This is a genomic window from Sphingobacterium prati, assembly GCF_013167215.1.
Taxonomy (GTDB): Bacteria; Bacteroidota; Bacteroidia; order Sphingobacteriales; family Sphingobacteriaceae; genus Sphingobacterium; species Sphingobacterium prati.
In genome coordinates this window covers 278,662-300,207 of the sequence record NZ_JABJWY010000032.1, presented here as the reverse complement: position 1 = coordinate 300,207, position 21,546 = coordinate 278,662, and the positions used below count along the sequence as shown (strand labels likewise).

General features: G+C 40.6%; 18 protein-coding genes. 16 read left to right on the top strand and 2 right to left on the bottom strand.

Features of this window, described 5'->3' with window-relative positions:
• Window positions 1-108: 108 nt before the first annotated feature.
• The gene (locus tag HPC41_RS09640) at window positions 109-2,514 is read left to right on the top strand and encodes an ABC transporter permease (RefSeq protein WP_172393798.1); all 2,406 of its coding nucleotides are present in this window, start codon (window positions 109-111) and stop codon (window positions 2,512-2,514) included.
• 27 nt (window positions 2,515-2,541) lie between these two features.
• Complete coding sequence (locus HPC41_RS09635) at window positions 2,542-4,938, top strand: ABC transporter permease (RefSeq protein ID WP_172393797.1); 2,397 nt, start codon at window positions 2,542-2,544, stop codon at window positions 4,936-4,938.
• A gap of 149 nt (window positions 4,939-5,087) precedes the next feature.
• On the opposite strand, the gene HPC41_RS09630 is transcribed toward HPC41_RS09635, so the two are convergent.
• Window positions 5,088-5,693 carry a hypothetical protein gene (locus HPC41_RS09630; RefSeq protein WP_172393796.1) on the bottom strand — a complete coding sequence of 202 codons (606 nt, stop codon included), beginning with the start codon at window positions 5,691-5,693 and terminating at the stop codon, window positions 5,088-5,090.
• Window positions 5,694-5,910: 217 nt separating this feature from the next.
• On the opposite strand from HPC41_RS09630, the gene HPC41_RS09625 reads away from it, so the two are divergent.
• The 5 genes from HPC41_RS09625 (at window position 5,911) to HPC41_RS09605 (ending at window position 13,164) form a co-directional block, all read left to right on the top strand.
• A complete protein-coding gene (locus HPC41_RS09625) occupies window positions 5,911-6,135 on the top strand; it encodes a helix-turn-helix domain-containing protein (protein ID WP_172393795.1) in 225 nt (74 codons plus the stop codon).
• Window positions 6,136-6,339: 204 nt separating this feature from the next.
• Window positions 6,340-8,778, top strand: a complete 2,439-nt coding sequence (locus tag HPC41_RS09620; RefSeq protein WP_172393794.1) for an ABC transporter permease — start codon at window positions 6,340-6,342, stop codon at window positions 8,776-8,778.
• A gap of 257 nt (window positions 8,779-9,035) precedes the next feature.
• On the top strand, window positions 9,036-11,438 hold the full coding sequence (locus HPC41_RS09615) for an ABC transporter permease (RefSeq protein ID WP_172393793.1): 2,403 nt from the start codon (window positions 9,036-9,038) through the stop codon (window positions 11,436-11,438).
• A 115-nt stretch (window positions 11,439-11,553) separates the two neighbouring features.
• Entirely contained in the window at window positions 11,554-12,213 is a 660-nt protein-coding gene (locus tag HPC41_RS09610) for an ABC transporter ATP-binding protein (protein ID WP_077437800.1), read from the top strand.
• Between the two features lie 99 nt (window positions 12,214-12,312).
• Window positions 12,313-13,164, top strand: a complete 852-nt coding sequence (locus HPC41_RS09605) for a transglutaminase-like domain-containing protein (RefSeq protein WP_343043808.1) — start codon at window positions 12,313-12,315, stop codon at window positions 13,162-13,164.
• Between the two features lie 9 nt (window positions 13,165-13,173).
• Here the strand turns inward: HPC41_RS09605 and HPC41_RS09600 are convergent, their stop codons facing one another.
• Window positions 13,174-14,322 carry a hypothetical protein gene (locus HPC41_RS09600; protein ID WP_172393792.1) on the bottom strand — a complete coding sequence of 383 codons (1,149 nt, stop codon included), beginning with the start codon at window positions 14,320-14,322 and terminating at the stop codon, window positions 13,174-13,176.
• Window positions 14,323-14,499: 177 nt separating this feature from the next.
• Between HPC41_RS09600 and HPC41_RS09595 the strand changes: the two genes are divergently transcribed.
• The 9 genes from HPC41_RS09595 to rpiB all read left to right on the top strand — a co-directional run bounded on the left by HPC41_RS09595 (window position 14,500) and on the right by rpiB (window position 21,415).
• On the top strand, window positions 14,500-15,150 hold the full coding sequence (locus tag HPC41_RS09595) for an epoxyqueuosine reductase QueH (RefSeq protein ID WP_172393791.1): 651 nt from the start codon (window positions 14,500-14,502) through the stop codon (window positions 15,148-15,150).
• A gap of 102 nt (window positions 15,151-15,252) precedes the next feature.
• Window positions 15,253-15,789: a YceD family protein gene (locus HPC41_RS25345; RefSeq protein ID WP_120261598.1), complete on the top strand. Its 537-nt coding sequence runs from the start codon at window positions 15,253-15,255 to the stop codon at window positions 15,787-15,789.
• A 14-nt stretch (window positions 15,790-15,803) separates the two neighbouring features.
• The gene (gene rpmF, locus HPC41_RS09585) at window positions 15,804-15,995 is read left to right on the top strand and encodes a 50S ribosomal protein L32 (RefSeq protein WP_046672269.1); all 192 of its coding nucleotides are present in this window, start codon (window positions 15,804-15,806) and stop codon (window positions 15,993-15,995) included.
• A gap of 106 nt (window positions 15,996-16,101) precedes the next feature.
• Complete coding sequence (gene plsX / locus HPC41_RS09580; protein ID WP_172393790.1) at window positions 16,102-17,040, top strand: phosphate acyltransferase PlsX; 939 nt, start codon at window positions 16,102-16,104, stop codon at window positions 17,038-17,040.
• A gap of 6 nt (window positions 17,041-17,046) precedes the next feature.
• Window positions 17,047-18,036: a beta-ketoacyl-ACP synthase III gene (locus HPC41_RS09575; RefSeq protein WP_172393789.1), complete on the top strand. Its 990-nt coding sequence runs from the start codon at window positions 17,047-17,049 to the stop codon at window positions 18,034-18,036.
• A gap of 75 nt (window positions 18,037-18,111) precedes the next feature.
• Window positions 18,112-18,591 carry an acetyl-CoA carboxylase biotin carboxyl carrier protein gene (gene accB, locus HPC41_RS09570; RefSeq protein WP_172393788.1) on the top strand — a complete coding sequence of 160 codons (480 nt, stop codon included), beginning with the start codon at window positions 18,112-18,114 and terminating at the stop codon, window positions 18,589-18,591.
• 72 nt (window positions 18,592-18,663) lie between these two features.
• Window positions 18,664-20,019, top strand: a complete 1,356-nt coding sequence (gene accC, locus HPC41_RS09565; RefSeq protein WP_172393787.1) for an acetyl-CoA carboxylase biotin carboxylase subunit — start codon at window positions 18,664-18,666, stop codon at window positions 20,017-20,019.
• A gap of 76 nt (window positions 20,020-20,095) precedes the next feature.
• Window positions 20,096-20,956, top strand: a complete 861-nt coding sequence (gene tatC / locus HPC41_RS09560) for a twin-arginine translocase subunit TatC (protein WP_108635890.1) — start codon at window positions 20,096-20,098, stop codon at window positions 20,954-20,956.
• 12 nt (window positions 20,957-20,968) lie between these two features.
• Window positions 20,969-21,415, top strand: coding sequence for a ribose 5-phosphate isomerase B (rpiB, locus tag HPC41_RS09555; RefSeq protein WP_172393786.1), 447 nt, complete (start codon window positions 20,969-20,971; stop codon window positions 21,413-21,415).
• The last annotated feature ends 131 nt before the right edge of the window (window positions 21,416-21,546 follow it).

Genomic DNA, 21,546 nt, shown 5'->3' with positions numbered 1-21,546 from the left:
AACTACAGGCTTGGCTAAGGATTTGTATTATCGTATACAAATTAACGAAAACCTAAGCCTGCATCCGGTCGGTTTGCGGTGATGGAAATAACCTTTATACGAGTGACAATGACTTTTACAAACTTTAAGATTGCCTGGCGGAACATTCGAAAGAAAAAAATTCAAAACCTGATCAACCTGATCGGATTGACTCTTGGTATTACCTTTTTACTGCTGGTCGCGGCCTATGTATGGGATGTTCATCAGGTAAATAGTAAGATCAAAAATATAGATCAGCAATTTTTATTACAGAGCAAGTATAAGAAGGAAGGATTTGGAATCAATTTGACCACGATCGGAGCGCTACCCAAGGCCCTGTATGAAGAATATCCAGATTTGGTGGCCAACTATTATCGTATCGATGGATTGACAGGTATTATCGCCAATGGTGCTACGATCCATGAAGAAGGAATGGCACTCGGAGATCCTAGCCTTTTGACCATGTTTGGATTTGAAATTCTAGCAGGTAATCCGAATACCGCACTGAATAACCCTTTTTCAGTGGTCGTCAGTGACAAGGCTGCCCTAAAATATTTTGGAAACATACATGTTCTGGGAAAAACCTTGCAGATTAAAAATTTCAGAGGCGAAAAACATGATTTTGAAATTACTGCCGTTATAAAAAGCGGCGTACAAAATGCAGTCATGGATCTAACAAAGGATATGCATTCCGATATCTTCCTGCCCATTGCCAACGAACAATACTTCGGCAGATCCGTTGACAACTGGAATAATCCTTACATTGCAGGTTATCTCGAATTGAAAGCCGGAGTGACGACGCAACAACTGGATGTGGCGATTCAAACACTGGTTCACAAAAATACCGATAAGGAATTCGCCAGCCAGTACAGCCCAAATCTAAAGCCCTTGAAAAGCTATTACCTAGATGATAATCAGGGCGCTGTCCGCAAGATGATTCAGACCCTAATCTGGATTGCCATTTTTATCCTGGTCATGGCGATCATCAACTTTATCAATTTTAGTATTGCACAGCATATTACGCGGTTGAAGGAAATCGGTGTGCGTAAGATTATGGGCTCCTCCAGACTACAATTGGTAAGGCAATTGCTGACAGAGTATATCCTTATCGTAACTATTTCAGCTTTGATCAGTCTGCCCCTCTATAGCATGTTACGTCCTTTGTTTGCACATGTACTGATGCGTGAGCTGCCGTCTCTGATCAATTTACCGATCTATTTTTTTGGTTTATTGGGTCTGTTAACCATAATGGTCGGGGTACTGGCAGGGCTATATCCGGCAATTAAACTGTCCAATATCAAGATACTTCCCTCGGTCAAAAATCAGTTCTTCGCATTGGGCGACAAGCAATTGGTTCGAAAAGTGCTCCTATTCTTTCAGTTCGCTGTTGCGCTTCTTCTATTGGTCTGTACCCTGATTATCTCCAAACAGGTTCATTTATTCATAAACAGTAATTTAGGATACAATAAGGATTATCTATTGACGGTACAGGCACCAAGGGACTGGTCTGAGGGTGGTATCCGGAAAATGGAGACCATCCGGTATGAGCTACTACAGCAATCAGCTGTCAAGTCGGTAAGCCTTTCCTATGAGACTCCTGGACTGCTGGGCTTCAATATGCAGCCTGCATTTGGCCATAATAACGATACCGATATCCAGGTACAACGCATTACCAGTGACGGTTACTTTCTGGAAACCTATGAAATCCCGCTATTGGCAGGTACCTTTTTACCGAAAAATGCGGTGGCCGGTGCCATTAATCGACCCGTTGTTATCAACAAAAAAGCCATGGAAGATTTCGGCATCAATAATGCCCAAAATGCGATCGGTCAACAGATCGCACTAAATGATCCAAAAGATAAGATGACCATTGTGGGCGTTACCGATAACTTTGTCGCAAATTCTCTTCATCGGGCATCTCCGGCGATCGTCTGGACAGATATCCATGAGAGCTTTCAATACCGATACCTGAGTATCCGTTTAAAACCGGGCCAACTGTCCAGTGCGGTGCAGAGACTGGAGAGGAAATGGAAAGAATTAATGCCTGATGCACCATTTAAATATCAATTTATGGATGACCGCATCAAAGGTTTATACGAAACGGAGCTGCAACTGCACCGGGCGGCACAGATCGCGAGTGCTGTTTCACTTTTGATCGTCGTGTTGGGATTGACAGGCCTGATCTCCCTCTCGATTCATCTCCGTAACAAGGAAGTAGGTATCCGTAAAGTCCTTGGCGCTTCATTAGCACATTTGATGCTGTTATTTTCAAAGGAGTACTATGGCATATTTCTGTTGGCGGTTTTGGTGACAGTCCCATCTAGTTATATGCTGATGCAACATTGGCTACAGAACTATATTATCCGAATAGAAATCAATGCATTTACCTACCTGTTGCCACTGGGCATACTACTGAGCGTACTTGGTCTACTGGTGGGCTTCATCGTATTTCGGGCTACCCGGTTTAATCCGGTTGAAAAATTAAGGGATGAATAATGCAAGAAACCAATCCATAAAAACAGTATGATAAAGAACCATCTTAAAACCGCCTGGCGAACATTGATGCACAATCGTATCTATTCGCTATCAAACCTTGTTGGTTTAACCATTGCGTTGCTGGTATTTATGTTAATCAGTTCACTTGTCGTTGATGAGCTTTCCTTCGACAGACAATGGAGCAACTCCAATGAGCTCTACCGAATGCGAATAGTGCCCAAAGAAACAAAGGAAGGTGTCACAAACAATATTTCAGGAGCTCCTGAAGGTATCTCTGCAACATTAAAAGCTAATTTTCCGGAAGTACTTGGTTATACTTCAATCAATTCATTTTCACCAAAATTAACAATAAGCAAGCGCTCAAAGCAGTTTACCGAAATCAAAACGCTGGAAATCGACAGCGGTTTTTTCAATCTTTTTGACACAAAAATCATCGCAGGCAATCCGAAACAGGTCATTGCTGGCGCAAAAAACATTACATTGACAGCCTCCGCAGTACAAAAATACTTTGGCGGTAAAGATGTGCTCGGCAGCACATTCTACAATAAACCACAAGAAGGGGAACCCGAAGCTTATTATGTCAATGCCATTATTGAGGATATGCCCCATAATTCTTCCTTTCAGGCAGAAGCTCTCGTGCTGATGCCTAAGGTGAATGAATTCAATCCCGAAAAAAGCGGTTCGCTACAAAACCAAATTCTATTGCTCAGAAGCACAACTGATGTCAACAGCTTTTTAACTAAAATAAACAAGTGGTATAATGCGCAGAAACTGGATGATTGGGCGAAAGAACACAATCTTTTCATTGAACCCATCAAAAATATACACTTACAAAGTATTACAGGATGGGAGAACCCCATGCAAGATATTTATCTGCTGGCAGGAATAGCGATCTTGATCCTTGTATTGGTCAGTATCAATTACATCAACCTGAGCTTTGCCCACGCTTTAAAACGCACACAGCAGATAGGTATCCGTAAAGTATTGGGAGCAAGCCGAAAAAATCTGATCATGCAAATGGGCCTGGAGAGTACCATACTCTTTGCCTGCTCTTTTCTGATTGCATTTTTTGGTTATGTGCTTATCAGTCCTGCATTTGAACACTATTTGGAACATCCATTGACCATGAGCTACCAGCATTCCTTATTCATGTTTGTTGGACTACTAACCACTTGGATCGTTCTGGGCTGGCTTTGCAGTTTACCTACAGCCTTGTCACTATCAAAAACACAGCCATCCCTGGAACTTCGGAAGCAACTTTCTTTCTTCAGACTTCCGCTCAATATGGCATTTACCAAAGTACTGGTTGTTATCCAGTTTGCCATTGCCATCGTCGTAGCGATCTGTATGATGTCCATGCGGGCGCAATTGCATTATCTGTACAGCAAAGATCTTGGCTACGAACCTAAAAATCTTTTAGCCATCAACTATACCTCCTGGGAAGGAAAGGATCAGACTTTCAAGCAAGAACTATTAAAAAATTCATCCATCACATCGGTTAGTCTCACAAGCTGGACTCCCTTTAGTGGGGGCGCAGATTTTAAAACAGTAAAAGACCCCGATAATCCGAACAAAGAACTACCTATTGTATTTGTCTATGCAGATTATGACTACATCAAAACAATGGGCATAAAGCTTCTTGAGGGCCGGCCTTTGAGTGCGGACTATGCACTGGACAGGCCATTTACAGATTCGGTAAGCAACGGACAGCCAGTATTTACAAACATGCTCATTTCCGAAGGGACTGCCCAGCGGCTATCTTTAAAACTCAATAGGAGCAACGAGCCTCTAAAAAATACACCGGTGGGGGTATTTAAAGAATTTAACGGAGCAAGTTTAAAGTTTCCGATCGGCCCTTTTGCGATTAAGGCACAAAAGGAATGGGAAGGCGGCTGTATGCTTATCCGCGTAGAAGAAGGTAAGAAAAAGGAAGCTTTAGCCTTGATAAACAGTACCTGGAACAAATTTTTCCCTAACCGGATCGCACAGATCAACTGGCAGGAAGATCAGGTACAGCATCAATATAACAAAGAGAAAAAACAGTACCAGCAATTGGCACTTTTTACGGGTTCCAGTATGCTGATTGCTATCTTAGGGATTGTAGCTATTGCCATCTATACGCTAGAACGACGGGTAAAAGAAATCGGTATCCGTAAAGTGCTCGGTGCTTCGGTAAATACGATCACTTATATGATTTCTAGATCCTTTATCATACTTCTGCTGATCGCTATTCTAATCGCTTTCCCGATAGCATGGTGGTTTACACACAAATGGCTGGAAAACTTCTACTATCATATTGATGTTCCGATCGCGCTATTTGCTTTCACCGGAATGTTTATCGGTTTGATGACCTTAGCGATTATCGCTGTCCGAATCTTCCAGACAGCCCGTATCAATCCCGTCAATAGTTTACGGGATGAATAAGAAAAAATAAGCCGTAGGTGTTATCTTACGCTCGCAAAAAGTGCATTTATTATTGACCGATTGGGAATGAAAGTTTATAATTGGTGTACCTACGGCTTAGGATCTTTGAAACAATTTTTAGCTGTTCGCAGTGAACAGCTAAAAATTGCTTATTTCTTTTCAGTCGATTTTGCATGAGCAGCTAAAACATAGACATACCCATATGGAGATTCTTTCCGAACAATTTTGCGTCCATCAGACAGACTGAGCAAATCATCGAGCACCTTGATCAGATTTTTAGGTTGTATGTATTGTTTTAGTTCCACACAACACAAGTTGTGGATCTCATACGGCTGTCTTTCCTCATTAAAAAATTCTGCATCAATTTTCTCATTCAAAAAGTCCCTTATCTTTTCAACCTCATCCGCTGTTGAAACTTTATAATGATCAATATCATGACGGATATCGATTAACTTAAATTCGGTATTTTTTTGGTCCTGCTCAACATCAACTCTATAAAGCTCATAAATAACCCGGTCAGCCAATGCAGTCACATGCAATTCATATATGTTTTTTTGTGATGATAATTCCACTCCAGAAGGCATCATGGAATCCATATTATTTACCTCTAAAACACGATACATGGAAAATAAATCATATGCAAAAATTCGTTTGAGTTTAAACGTCTCGATTTTGCTCATAAAATCCAATGGTTTGCCCATTAAAAAAGAAACCTCTTCGGGTGACAGATGCCGCGAAATACGCTGTAGTAGCATACGATAATATATCAGTATATCTAACTTTTCGCATTTTCTTCTATATACCTTTGTTTTTTGAATTTTCGCTGTTTTTTTTATAATTGGCATCTTTATTTAATATAGATTTTCAATACAAAATAATAGAAAATATTTCAAAAACAAAAACATTTGTATAAATAAAAATAACATTATATATATTTATCTATACAAAAGGACAGATTATTAAAATAAAAGGATGACAAAATTAGGCGAATTTTTAGCGAAGAAATCTGTAAATAAATCCCAGATTGCACGCAAAACAGGTTTAAGTAAGGCAAGGATCAATGAATTAACCATGACCGAGAGTGCCAAACTACGTTTGGACGAAATGTATTTAATTGCTTTGGCCATCGACACCGATCCGGCAAAAATGATGCTCGAACTATGTCAACATCTCCAGCTTAAAGAGCTTGAGGAATAACTTTCTTTCCCTCTCACCATCAACAATATAACCTGTGCGATATTGAACGTAAAACTGTTCGATATCGTACAGCTATAAAATCCAAAAACAAAGACAAACATCTACAAATCAACAACTTAAAAAAATGGCAATACAATTGTCTTTAGTCTGATAGCCGGGTTAGCTGGTCTTTATTTATCGCTAAGCGTTTAAAAATGTATTGTTATGATAGGAAATAGTCTTAAAATCGCTTGGCGGAACATGGCAAAAAATAAACTCTATTCTTTTATAAAGATCGGGGGATTTGCTTTTGGTATCGCAATCTGTATACTCATCGTACTATACATCAGACATGAGACGAATTACAACAAATTTTATCCCGAGATGGATCGAACCTATCGTCTTGTCGTGCAGCTTCCGATCGAAGGTAAAATAGAACGTTGGGTTTCACTTTCTGCTCCGGTAGCACCAACCCTTAAAGCAGAAATTCCTTCCATAGAACAAACGGGTCGAATACTTCCAAACCCCTTATTTGGCGCCGGAAGCAATCAGCTCTCCCTGAACGATAATCCGCAAAGCTTTTATGACGACGGTTTTGTCTATATTGATCAATCTATTCTGGACATGTTTCCGACACCCATGGTTTCAGGCAGACTCGCCCATGCATTGGATAAGCCCAATACATTGGTTATTACGAAAAGCAAAGCGGAAAAATACTTTAAAAATAATCCTGTCGGACAAAGCATCTATCTGAACAATAACAAGTCTAGGATATATACCATTACCGGTGTGATCGAAGACATCCCCAAAAATTCTACGCTGGCCGGTTATAGCTTCTTTATGTCTCTTGCGGGTGAACCTTTTTATCCCGGCGAACAGAATCAATGGCTCAGCAACAACTATACGGTCTACGTTAAATTAAAACCGCATGTCAATATCGATCAGACAGAAAAGGAGATCTTAAGGAACTATAAAGCACACTATCTGCCCGAATACAAAAAATCGGGCCGTAAGCTCAATCCTTTATTCGAACAGGCAAAAATCAATTTACAAAATGCACATGACATCCACTTAAAGTCGATGGATATTGATGACGATAAAGTCAGTACACTCAATCGAGGTGATATCCGCATGGTTTGGACATTTGCCACCGTGGCGCTATTTATTCTTCTGATTGCCTGTATTAACTTTATCAACCTATCAACAGCCAACGCCGCTACAAGAGCCAAAGAAATTGGTATCCGGAAAACAATTGGTTCGACAAGGTCATTATTGATCGGACAATTCTTGCTCGAAGCGATTTGTTATAGTGTATTATCTCTGTTCGTGGGACTATTGCTGAGTTGGGTCTTGTTGCCTATATTCAACAATCTTGCTAATAAGTCCCTGACTATTCCCTGGACATCCCTATACTTTTCTCCATCTTTATTACTGGTGATAATTTTCATCGGCGGCCTGGCCGGAATCTACCCAGCTTTGTATCTGTCCCGATTTAAGCCGATTGCTGCATTGAAAAACAAGACTACCGGAGCCAAATCTTCATTATTCAGAAATGGCCTTGTCATTTTTCAGTTCGCTACGTCCATCATCCTTATTGTAAGCGCCCTGGTGACCAATCAACAGATACGTTATATCCTGGAAAAGGATCTGGGCTTCAAAAAGGAACAGGTAATCGTCCTGCGTGGCGTTGGTACACTGGGAAATCAGATCCCTAGTCTTAAGAATGAATTAAAGTCCATTCCAAATGTCAGCTCAGTTTCCCTAGGTGATTTCCTTCCTGTCCCCATTGATGGTGCCAAAAGAAATGGTAATCCTTTTTGGAATGAAGGTAAACGAGAGGTCGATATGGCGACACAGGGGCAGTTTTGGGAGATTGACCAGGATTATCTTGCTACCTTCGGATTGCAACTGATCAAAGGTAGAAATTTCGATCCCAAAATGGCTACCGACAGCACGTCTGCCATCATCAACCAGAAATTAGCGGATGACCTGGGATTAAAAAATCCCATCGGAGCAAGGATAACCAATGGCAATACCTGGACTGTCGTTGGTGTCGTGGACAATTTTATTTTTGAGTCCCTGAAAGGTAAAGGATTTGCTGGCCTATGTATGGTATTACGGAGTTATCCGTCCCTACTCTCCATTAAAGTTAAACCCGAAAACTTACAGGAGACCCTGAACGGGATCAACACCGTATGGAATAAATTCTCACCTGATCAAAAAATCAATTACAGCTTTTTGGATGAGGGCTTTGCCTCCCTCTATCAAGATGTTGAACGGACGAAAAATATATTCAGCTGTTTTGCAATCGTCGCCATTTTTGTGGCAGCACTAGGGCTCTTTGGCCTGGCCACCTATGTAACACAACAGCGGACCAAAGAAATCGGTGTACGGAAAGTGCTTGGAGCGAGTACGATCAGATTACTGAAACTGTTGTCTGGAGACTTTATAAAATTGGTGTTTGTTGCCTTGGTCATTGCTTCACCTGTTGCGTGGTGGGCAATGAACCAATGGCTCAGAGACTTCAACTACAGAATAGATATCAACTGGATATACTTTATTCTGGCCGGCATAAGTGCAGTCCTGATTGCCTTAGGTACGATTAGTTATCAGACCTGGAAAGCTATCCGAACCAATCCGGTCGATAGTTTGCGAGATGAATAAAGCCTGTGGGTCTTAGAAATTGGTGTTTGACGCCTTGGTCATTGCCTTACCTGTTGCGTGGTGGGCAATGAACCAATGGCCAAGGGCAAGATGAATGTTCGATTGTGAACGTAAACTGTCCGAAATCGAACAACAAAAATGAGCAACAATCACCTAACAAACTCACAATAAAATAGTTAAAACACTGGCAAGGGGATTGCATTTTTTCAAAACAGATGATCTGATGCGGGGACGACTGAAACATAAAATCCAACAGCATGGCACAAAATGATTTTAAATTGGCTTGGCGTAAACTCTTAAAAAATAAGGGATTCACGTTCTTGAACATTATCGGACTGACACTTGGTTTTACCGGTTTTATTCTTTCCTATCAATACATCAATCGGGAAACAAGCTTTGATAAATGGAATCCAAACTATAAGGAGATCTATCAGATTGGTCTGGAAGCCGAAGGTGCTTTTTCGGACGAAACCTCCCCTTTTCTGGCTCCGCTGCTAAAAGAGAACTTACCAGATATCGTCTATGCCGGCAGAAAAATAGTTTACAATTACGGCAGTTATCCGCTTTTTGGTGAAAAAACAGTCCTTATTAAAAATGCTGCACTGATTGATTCCTCAGCCGCACGAATCTTTCAAATCGAAAATGCGACTGGGCCACTCTACAAAAACAAAGATCAAAAGGATGCGACCATGGTCAAAAGTCCTATTGCGGAACTGCTTTTCAAAAAGGAGGATTTAACATTTGACAGCCCTCATTCCATTCCGTCTATGAGCCTTGATCTGGGTATGCGCGAGACGATTTATGGCACCATCAAAAAGCAAGGTCTATCCATGATTGATTATGACCTTCTTTTTATCCGTGAACCACAGGATCTCTTTGCAGAAAATAATCCCTTTTTATACCAGACTTTTATTCAGGTCAGACCGGGTACAGATATTGCTAAGTTGGCCGATCAGATCAACACAATTTATCACGAGGAAATCGCACCAAAAGATAAGATACGCTCTTCCGGTTATGCCAAAGGCAAGATCTACTTAGATCCGTTGGCCAACCTGCACCTGCGACCAAAAACGGGAAGCAACACCGCCTATATCATGACATGGGTTATCGGTATTCTTTCCATGTTAATCCTCCTGCTTGCATCCGCCAATTTCGCCAATATGATTATGGCGCAAGCCGATCAGCGCCTGAAAGAGCTTGCCCTCAAAAAAATATTGGGAAGTTCGCGTTGGGCGATTGTAAGAAAATTATTACTGGAAGTATTTATACTGACCAGCGCTGCGGCAGTATTGAGTTTCATTACCTTGGCGCTTACCGGCAATATATTACAAAGATGGTTCAATGATGATCTCAGAAGCTATATTTTAAGTTCTGAAACCATTATCCAGCTCTGTGTCGCCGTATTATTAACAACAATCCTGTCCGCAATATACCCTGCCATCGTGCTGTCGGGATTCAAATCCGTCAATCTGCTCAAAGGCGGTTTATCCCCAGTACTAAAAAAAGGAACATTCCGAAATGTGCTATTGACCTTTCAGATCACCATGGCGATTCTGTTTATTTCGGGTATGCTGGTGATTCGGGGACAGCTTCAGTACATGCAGCATTCAGATAAAGGATTTGAACCAGCACAAGTGGTCAATTTCAAGGGAGTGGGCATGTATTACGACAACAAAATTGATGGTTCTTTCTACCAATTGAAACGGCGATTAGAAAATGATCCGAGCATTGCGGCGGTGGCTTCCGCAACAAATATCCCGGGAGAAGGGGAACAACCGCCCAAAATGGAATTCTCCTATGCACAAAAGAATATTTCCTTTGCTCATGTCGGTATCGATCTCGGCTATTTCAAAACATTAAATATCCCTAATCTACAGGGGAATATCAATCTGTCAATGGATCAGTTGCTCCGTGACTCCCTTGCCAACTATGCGGTCATCAATGAATCTGCTGCTAAAAGTTTGGGGCTTTCAAATCCCATTGGCGCTAAAATCAGTGGCTGTGACGCAAATTTCGAAATCGTAGCTCTTGTTAAAGATAGTAAAGCCTATGGCTTTGAAAATGCCGTTCAACCCACCCTTTATTCATTTAAAAATGAATGTGGTGATATGCGCATCCAAGCTACACTTATGGTAAAAACAAAACCCGGAATGGTTGATCGCGCAATTGAAACGGTCAAGGAAGAATGGGAAAAAAATACAGCCGCCAAGGATCTACCTTTGGACTATTCCTTTATGGATCAGCAATATGCGTTACAGCACCACAAACAACAGGAACTACAGGTCGCTTTCAATAGTTTCGCCAGCCTATCGGTTATTATTGCCGCATTGGGCCTGTTCAGCATGGCCGCTTATCAGGCCGCATTACGCAAAAAAGAAATGAGTATTCGGAAAGTACTCGGTGCCTCGGCACAGCTGCTCTTTGTCCAATTGAATAAACCGTTTTTCAGGCTATTTCTGATCGGTATCAGCATTGCTCTTCCTTTAGCTTATTTACTCATGGACAAATGGCTTTCCAATTTTGCATACCATGTCAATATACAATGGTGGTCGTTTTTGATCCCGATATTTTGCATATTTATCTTAATATTGATTTCCATTAGTTTCCAATCGTTGAAAGTTGCAAGAACAAATCCGGTAGATAACCTGCGGGATGAGTAGAACAAAGATTAATGAATAAGTAAAAATTAAAAGACAACAAAAAAGAGATACCAGGTAAGCCCAGGCTTGTACAACCAAAATCTCAATACTCAATACTAAAATCTCAATCTAGAAAATGATACAATTAAAACATTTATTCAAGTGGTATAATGTAGGTGGTACACGCTCATTTGTCCTCAAAGATGTCAGTTTAGATATAGCAGAAGGTGATTTCATATCCATTATGGGCCCTTCGGGTTCCGGAAAATCCACCCTGTTGAATATTATCGGTATGCTGGACGAACCCGATGAAGGTGAATATATCTTTATGGATGAAAATGTATTGGAGATGAAAGCAAAAAAACGGACGCAACTCTACCAATCTCATATTGGATACGTATTTCAAGCTTACCATTTATTGGATGAATTGACGGTATATGAAAATATAGAAACACCGCTGATCTATAAAGACATTTCCAGCAAGGAACGAAAAGCCATTGTAGCCGATATGCTTGACCGTTTTGGCATTGTGGGAAAGAAAGATCTGTTTCCAGCGCAACTTTCGGGTGGACAGCAACAGATAGTCGGCATCGCACGTGCACTGGCCGGCTCCCCGAAACTCTTGTTGGCAGATGAACCTACGGGTAACCTCAATTCCAAACAAGGGGAAGAAATCATGGAGCTGTTCAAACAATTGAATGATGACGGTGTCACGATCATACAAGTTACCCACTCCGAAAAAAATGCGGAGTACGGCAAAAGAATTGTCAATATGCTGGATGGCCAGCTCAAATAATTGTATACCAATTTAACCTGAATAATCCCTACTTGGTACATGAATTACTGTAGGGATTTTTTTTGTATCCATTTCTCAATTCATTTTTTTAACTTCGTTATGATGAATGAGAGAGAGCTGAAATCGTTAATATTTCTGTTGGACGACACCGATCAACAGATTATTCAGGAAGTGGAGCATCAATTGAAAAGCCAAGGTCCTGAAATTGTTCCCTATTTGGAGAAATTCTGGGAGTCAAGTTTTGATCCAAGGATACAAGGTCGATTGGAAAACATTATTCATGAAATTCAGTTCGACCAGACTAAAAATGAACTACAGATCTGGAATCTGAGCAATTCCTTTAATCTGCTCGAAGGACTTATCATTCTCAATAATTATCAATACCCTTCTTACGAAGACCATAAGATCGTGTTGAAGATCGAAGATCTGAAAACAGAGGTTTGGCGCGGATTACAATACGATATGAGTCCTTTGGAAAAGGTGAACTTGCTGAATCACGTGCTATTTGGCTCCTTTGGTTTATCGGGCAATACAAAGGACTATCACCATCCGCAAAACTCTTATATCGGTCAGGTTTTGGACACCAAGCAGGGTAATCCATTGACCTTATCCTGTATCTATAGCATTATTGCACAAAAGCTGGATATCCCGATCTATGGGATCAATTTACCTAAGCATTTTATCTTGGCTTACATGGATACCGATGAGCATGGGAATGAGCATGTCTTGTTTTACATCAATGCATTCAATCGGGGACAAATCATGCAAAGAACTGATGTCAATTCATTCTTGAAACAGTTAAATCTTGCTCCGGGCCGGGAATTTACTTATCCATGTGACAATGTGACAATCATGAAGCGTGCCTTACGAAATCTGCTCTCGGCTTATGAAGCGAATGAAAGTGTAGGCAAGCAACAGGAAATCAGAGAACTGTTCGAATTGCTTGCTTGATAAGATTTACTAGAAATCTGGCTTTTCCCGAGCGTCCAAAAAGATATAATTTGGAAGCAAAGTCCCATAATTTTTTGTTAAATCTGGCGTTGCATCCCCTTGATCCGTTAATTTAAAACGTACAACTTTTCCGTATTTGGAATCCGAGGCATAAAAGAATTTACCATTTTCTATACGATCATCAATGGCAACCCCACCAATCTGTTCTAGTCCTGTATTTGAACCACCGACCGCATAATCAGCATCGATTTCCTTTTCTCCAGATCCATTAAATAATCCATCCGGATTATTAAAAAACAAAATTTCTGCACCTGCTGTAACGGCTAATAACTTTTTATTTGGCGCATAAGACACCGCTCCTAGCCCCGTTTTTCCTTTAACATAGACTTTTACGGCTGGTGGAAAAGCAGTCGAATTAACAATTGTATCCCGTACTTTGTCTATTAGTTCTTGTTTCAACCCCTTATACACAGCAAAACCACTTCTTTTATTCGTACCCTCTTCATTAAATCCGACCAATAACCATTTTTCATTTTTATCATCTGGATTTCCTTTCAATAAGGTTAATGAGCTTGGGTTAATATTCCCTAGGCTAATCTGTTTATCAATGATTTTGGAACCACCCGTTGATCCACCTTTTCCTTCCGGACGACTTACCGCATACAACATATTACCACCTGTTACCGCAAGTAAAAAATTTGTCACCGCTGAGCCCGAAGTACCATTTTGTTGGGCATAAGAGTAATAAGCCAATCCCCTGACATTTGTAAACCCTCTATAACCGAGACCGCTGGCTCCCCCGGGGATTCCATAAATGTCGTCCAGCGCAATACGCTGGATAAAGGTATCCTGAGCGACGGTCCCTGAACTCGCCTGAAAAATTGATTTTGCATTGGGGTCAAAGATGACCGGCCCCCCACCTTTTGCGGGCGAAAGATATTGATAGATATTATCCAGGCTATTGGTATCAGCAGGATCCACGATAAAGAGATTCTTAATCGAAGAATTATTGGGCTGATAATCCTGGAAAGAAATATACAATCTGGAAATAAGAGCTGCCTCTCCCCGCTCAGGTTCATCATCCAATTTTTTACAGGAAGCAACGCCTATTAAACTGGCGAATAATACAATAACACAGGTTTGAAATGAAAATTTCATATTTTTTTAGTATAAATAGCTTGTTGCGTCAAACATACAAATCTACTAATATATGCAGAATATCAATGAATTTATATGATTCTTTTGGACAAATATCACGACAACTCAAACGGAAATATTTGTCATTCCGCTACTTTTTGATTAAAATTGCCTTTGTTTTTGATATCACATACGATTATGGAAAAGAAGGAATTTGTACGGGAGAAGTTGGCATTACCGGGAGAAGGCAAGAAATTACTTTTGCATTCCTGCTGTGCACCTTGTTCCGGAGAAGTCATGGAAGCATTGATTGCTTCAGATATCGATTTTACGATTTATTTTTACAATCCCAATATCCATCCGCGCAAGGAGTACGATCTGCGCAAAGATGAGAATATACGATTTGCGGAAAAACACAATATCCCTTTTATAGATGCGGATTACGATGTAGACCATTGGTTTGATTTGGCCAAAGGCATGGAGCAGGAGCCTGAGCGAGGAGTCCGTTGTACCATGTGCTTTGATATGCGCTTCGAAAAAACAGCTGAATATGCGGCTGCAAATGGTTTTGATGTGATCTCGAGCTCATTGGGAATCTCCCGTTGGAAAAACATGGAACAGATCAATGACTGTGGTCTACGCGCAGCTTCCCGTCATCAAGGGATGGAATACTGGACATTTAACTGGCGCAAAAAGGGCGGTTCGGCAAGGATGTTAGAAGTCTCCAAAAAAGAGAAATTCTATATGCAGGAATATTGCGGCTGTGCTTATTCACTACGTGACACCAATAAATGGCGCATGGCAAATGGACGCGAAAAGATAGAGTTAGGTAAAAATTATTATGAATAAGTCATGCTATGCGTATCTATAAAGCATTTGGCTGGAATATTTAAAAAAATATTTCGATCCTAATGATTTTATACATACCTTTGCAGGCTCAAATGCAAGATTGTGAAACATCTAAAACAATACAGAATTCCCTTTTCGGGACTCAACGCTGGAAAGCACAATTTTGAATTTGACATTAATAAAAAGTTCTTTGACTGCTACGAACATTCGATTGTAAAAGATGGCAATCTAAAGGCGGAAGTTGAATTGCAGAAACAGGAAAACCTGTTGATTTTGCATTTTGATATCCAAGGAGAGATTCAATTGACTTGCGATACCTGCCTAAAGGAATTTATGTCACCGATTTCAATTCAAGAACGAATATTGGTTAAATTCACGGATGAAGATTGGACAGACAATACCGAAGAGGTGTTGATCTTATCAAAAAGCGACCATGAGCTGGATATCGCTGAATTATTGTACGAATACATCAATTTAGCTGTCCCTTATATCGTAAAATGTGAAGAGCAGGGAGAAGGCATACAATGTGATCCTGAAATGCTGGCCTTATTTACAAGCGAACCAGATTCAGAGGAGCAAAAAGAAGAAGAAATTATCGACCCACGTTGGGAAGCATTGAGAAATATTAAAAATAACTAAAACAAAAATACGAGATGGCACATCCAAAACGTAAAACTTCTAAATCAAGAAGAGACAAAAGAAGAACACATTATAAAGCTGAAGCTCCTAGCTTGACAGTATGTAAAGAAACTGGCGCAGTTCATTTACCTCACCGTGCATACACTGTAGACGGAAACTTGTACTACAACGGTAAATTGATCATTGAAAATACAGCTGTTGTCTAAGGTAAACCTTTCATAACACCAAAACATCCCAAACAAGCAATATTTTAGAAATTTGCTTTATTTTGGGATGTTTTTTGCGTATTATTGATTTACTAAATAATAACGGATGAAGATTGGTTTAGATATTTTAGGAGGAGATTATGCTCCTAAAGCAACGATAACAGGTGCTATTGAAGCACAAAAGCAGCTTACTGGAGACCAAAAGATAGTCCTTTTTGGTAACACCGAAGAGACGAAGCAATTAATCGATCAAGCCGGAGGAAATTCATCTGACTTTGAATATGTGGAAGCTCCAGAAGTCATTGCAATGGGTGAACATCCAACCAAAGCGATAACTCAAAAACCCAACTCAAGTATTGCGAAGGGATTTGAATATTTAAAAAACAAAGAAATCGACTCATTCGCATCCGCTGGTAACACCGGAGCTATGCTCGTGGGTTCGATGTTCAGTGTTAAAGCTATCCCGGGCGTATTGCGCCCAGCCATAGCATCAATTGTTCCAAAATTGAAATCAGGGTTCGGAATCTTACTGGATGTCGGCGCAAATGCAGACTGCAAACCGGAGATGCTGAATCAATTTGCAATGTTGGGCAGCCTCTTTGCCGAACATGTATTCAATGTAAACAACCCTAAAGTGGGGTTATTGAACATTGGAGAAGAAGAAGAAAAAGGAAACATCCTGACAACCTCTACCTACCCTCTACTTAAAGCCAACGACAAGATTAACTTTATCGGAAATGCAGAAGGCCGCGACCTGTTCAGTGACCATGCTGACGTATACGTCTGTGATGGATTTACCGGCAATGTCGTCTTGAAACTTGCAGAATCATTTTATGTAGTGACCCTGAAAAAAGGTTTTAAAGATGATTTCTTCGACCGATTCAACTACGAGCAGTACGGCGGTAGTCCAATCTTGGGAGTCAACGCTCCTGTTATTATTGGTCATGGGATTTCAACACCTGAGGCCATTAAAAATATGGTTTTATTTTCAAGAGATATGATCGAGTCTAAATTCATTGACAGCATCAGATCTATTTTCAATTAAGTATTTATGTCAAAGATTCATGCCGCAATTACGGCTGTAAATGGTTACGTTCCGGATTACATCCTCACCAACAAAGAATTGGAAACAATGGTCGATACCAACGATGAGTGGATTGTATCACGAACAGGAATCAAAGAGAGACGCATCTTAAAGGGCGAAGGGCTGGCTACATCAGATCTTGCCGTACCTGCCGTTCAAGGTTTATTGAAAAAGAGAGGAATAGAAGCGACGGATATCGACCTAATTATCTTCTGTACCAGTACACCAGATATGTTGTTTCCCGCTACCGCGAATATTTTAGCTGATAAAATCGGAGCGACCAACGCCTGGGGATTCGATCTACAGGCAGCTTGTTCAGGCTTCTTGTTCGGTCTAAATACCGGAACACAGTTTATCACTGCGGGTACACACAAAAAAGTACTTGTTGTAGGCGCAGATAAAATGTCATCGGTGATCAATTATCAGGACCGCAATACCTGTATCCTTTTTGGCGATGGTTGTGGTTGTGTGTTATTGGAACCAAATGAAGAAGGTCTGGGTATACAGGATGCTATTCTAAAGACGGATGGTTCAGGTGGCCAATATCTTAATATTAAAGGAGGAGGTTCATTAAATCCGGCCAGCCATGCAACGGTTGACGCTGGTCTACATTATGCTTACCAAGAAGGACGCACAGTATTTAAATTTGCCGTCACCAATATGGCCGATGTAGCACATGAAGTGATGGAAAAAAACAACTTGAAATCAGAAGATATTGCCTGGTTGGTACCTCATCAAGCCAATAAACGTATCATTGATGCGACAGCAGAACGCGTGGGCCTTCCCGAAGAAAAGGTAATGGTGAACATCCAAAAATATGGTAATACGACCAGTGGAACAATCCCACTATGCTTATGGGAATGGGAATCTCAATTGAAAAAAGGAGACAACCTGATCCTTGCTGCTTTCGGTGGTGGTTTCACTTGGGGATCTATCTATTTAAAATGGGCGTATTAATTGTCCATTTTATGGTATATTTTATTACTTTTGACAGTTAGAATTTTTTAAGAAACAAACAAAACCTAGAATACTATGGGTATGGATATCAAACAAATTCAGGACTTGATTAAATTCGTTTCAAAATCAGGTGTGAATGAAGTCTCGATTGAAGAGCAAGATTTTAAAATTACAATAAAGACAAATCAAGAGCCTACGTATGTAACAGCTACTGTTCCGGCTGTAGCACCTGTGGCCGCAGCTCCAGTTGCTCAAGCAGCAGCTCCAGCGCCTGTAGCTACTCCTGCTGCACCAGCTGCTAACAATGATGCTAACTTGATTACCATCAAATCACCAATGATCGGTACATTTTACCGTTCAGCCGGACCGGGCAAACCATCTTTCGTTAATATTGGTGATGATATCAATACAGGTTCTGTATTGTGTATTGTTGAAGCTATGAAATTGTTCAACGAAATCGAATCTGAAGTTTCTGGTAAAATCGTTAAGATTTTGGTAGAAGATGCTCAACCTGTTGAGTACGATCAACCATTATTCTTAGTTGAGCCTAAGTAATTTACACACGTAAATGAATACCTATGTAGCCCCCAAAGGGCTACATTTTTGTAAACTTCATAATTCAAGACAATGTTTAAAAAAATATTAATTGCAAATAGAGGAGAAATTGCCCTGCGCATTATCCGTACCTGCCGTGAGATGGGTATCAAAAGTGTTGCAGTATATTCAACCGCAGACAGAGATAGCTTACATGTACGTTTTGCTGACGAAGCGGTTTGTATCGGCCCTCCACCAAGTAAAGATTCTTACTTAAACATTCCGAATATTATTTCTGCAGCTGAATTGACAAATGCAGATGCAATTCACCCAGGATATGGCTTCTTGTCTGAGAACGCACGTTTTTCGGCGATCTGTGCAGAGTATGGTATCAAATTTATTGGTGCTACTGCAGAACAGATAGAAAAAATGGGCGACAAGTCTCGTGCGAAGGATACCATGAAACAAGCTGGCGTACCTACTGTGCCCGGATCAGATGGTTTGATCTCAAACGTAAAAGAAGGTATCAAACTAGCCAATGAAATAGGTTATCCTGTTATTATTAAAGCTACTGCTGGCGGTGGTGGCCGTGGTATGCGTATCATCTGGAAAGATGAAGAGTTCGAACCAGCTTGGGATTCTGCCCGTGTAGAATCTGCAGCTGCTTTTGGTAACGATGGTATCTACCTTGAAAAATATGTTGAGGAACCCCGCCATATTGAATTCCAGATCGTAGGGGACCAGTTTGGCACGGTATGTCACCTATCCGAGCGTGACTGTTCCATCCAACGTCGTCATCAAAAATTGATCGAAGAATCTCCTTCCCCATTTATGACGCCTGAATTAAGAGCTGAAATGGGTGAAGCAGCTGTAAAAGGTGCAAAAGCTGTAAACTATGAAGGTGCCGGTACAATCGAGTTCTTGGTTGACAAACACCGCAACTTCTACTTTATGGAAATGAATACACGTATTCAGGTAGAGCACCCTGTAACCGAAGAAGTTATCAACTTCGATCTGATCAAAGAGCAGATCAAAGTGGCGGCGGGAATTCCGATCTCCGGAAAAAATTATGAGCCAGAAATGCACGCGATCGAATGTCGTATCAATGCGGAAGATCCATTCAACAATTTCCGTCCTTCACCGGGTAGAATCACGAATTTTCACTCTCCGGGAGGCCATGGCGTACGCGTAGATACACACGTTTATTCCGGTTATACAATTCCCCCCAACTATGATTCCATGATTGCCAAGTTGATCTGTGTTGCACAAACACGTGAAGAAGCAATCTGTACCATGGAGCGTGCATTGAGCGAATTCGTAATCGAAGGTATCAAAACCACTATTCCTTTGCACCTGAGATTAATGCGCGACCCTAACTTTAGAGCGGGCAATTTCACGACAAAGTTTATGGAAACATTTGACCTAACTGAATATCCTGTAGAAGATTAAATAAAATTATCTTTACATACATAAAAAATACCATTCTTTACAATAAGAATGGTATTTTTGTTTCCAAACAATTTTTATGAGTACACCAAATTCGAAAGATTTAATACAAGCTATCAAAAATAAGGGGAAGAATATAGAAGCAGAAATGTCTTTCTTTGACCATCTTGAGGTCCTAAGATGGCATTTGGTTCGTTCAGCTATAGCAATCTGTATCTTTGCGGGTATTGCGTTTACATTCTACGACTTCGTATTCAACGATATTATCATGGGTCCAAAGAATCTCGATTTTTGGACTTACCGCATGATGTGCAAAGCCGCAGATGCATTCAATCTAGCCGACTTCTGTGTCAAGAAAATACCTTTTAACATTATCAATACGGAATTAGCAGGGCAATTTATGCTCCAGATCAACTCCTGTCTTCTGATGGCTTTGATGATGGGTTTTCCCTATCTTTTATTCGAAATTTGGCTATTTGTAAAACCAGCATTGACAGATGTTGAAAGACGTTCTGCACGTGGATTTGTGTTTTACTCTTCCATGTTGTTTCTTTTAGGTGCACTTTTCGGATACTATATTGTTGTACCATTATCCATTAACTTTTTGGCGAACGTGTCCTTAAGTGATGAGATCGTGAATCAGATTACCATTGACAATTATCTATCTACGATCGCTACATTGACATTAGGTTGTGGGATTGTTTTCCTGCTTCCGATCCTGGTATTTATTCTGTCCAAGATAGGCATTATGACACCTGAATTTATGCGTGCAAGCCGTCGCTATGCCACCGTAATTATATTGGTCATAGCTGCAGTTATTACGCCTTCTGCGGATATTATCACGATGTTGACCGTTGCAGCACCAATGTTCTTATTATATGAAGTAAGTATCATGGTCTCAGCAGATGTCAAAAGAAAAAAATTAGCATTAGAAAAATAAAATAACAATAGAATGAGCAGCGTAAAGAAAATTGCGATTGGAAGTGACCATGCAGGTTTTGAGTACAAAATGGCATTAGTTGGTTTTTTGAATGAACTGGGCTATGAAGTTCAGGACTTTGGGACAAACTCGCCAGATTCAGTGGATTACCCAGATTTTGCACATCCCGTCGCATCCGCAGTGGAAAACAAAGAAGCCGATGCTGGTGTATTAATTTGCGGCAGCGCAAACGGTGTTGCGATCACAGCAAATAAACATCAGAATATCCGTGCTGCAATCTGTTGGCTGGAGGAAATTGCCGCGTTGGCACGCCAACATAACGATGCTAATGTCGTATGTCTCCCAGCCCGTTTTATCGACCTTGATTTAGCTAAAAAGATCGTATCAAGTTTTATGACAACCGAATTTGAAGGTGGTCGTCATGCCAATCGTGTCAATAAAATAGCTTGCAGCTGTTAATAAATTAACATATTTTAAGAAGCGGATGAAAGGTAAACTATACTTTTCATCCGCTTTTTTAGTTATATTGTATACTTATATAAACAAGATCGGTTAGGAAAGAGGGCCCCCCGCAATGTGGCATCAGTAGT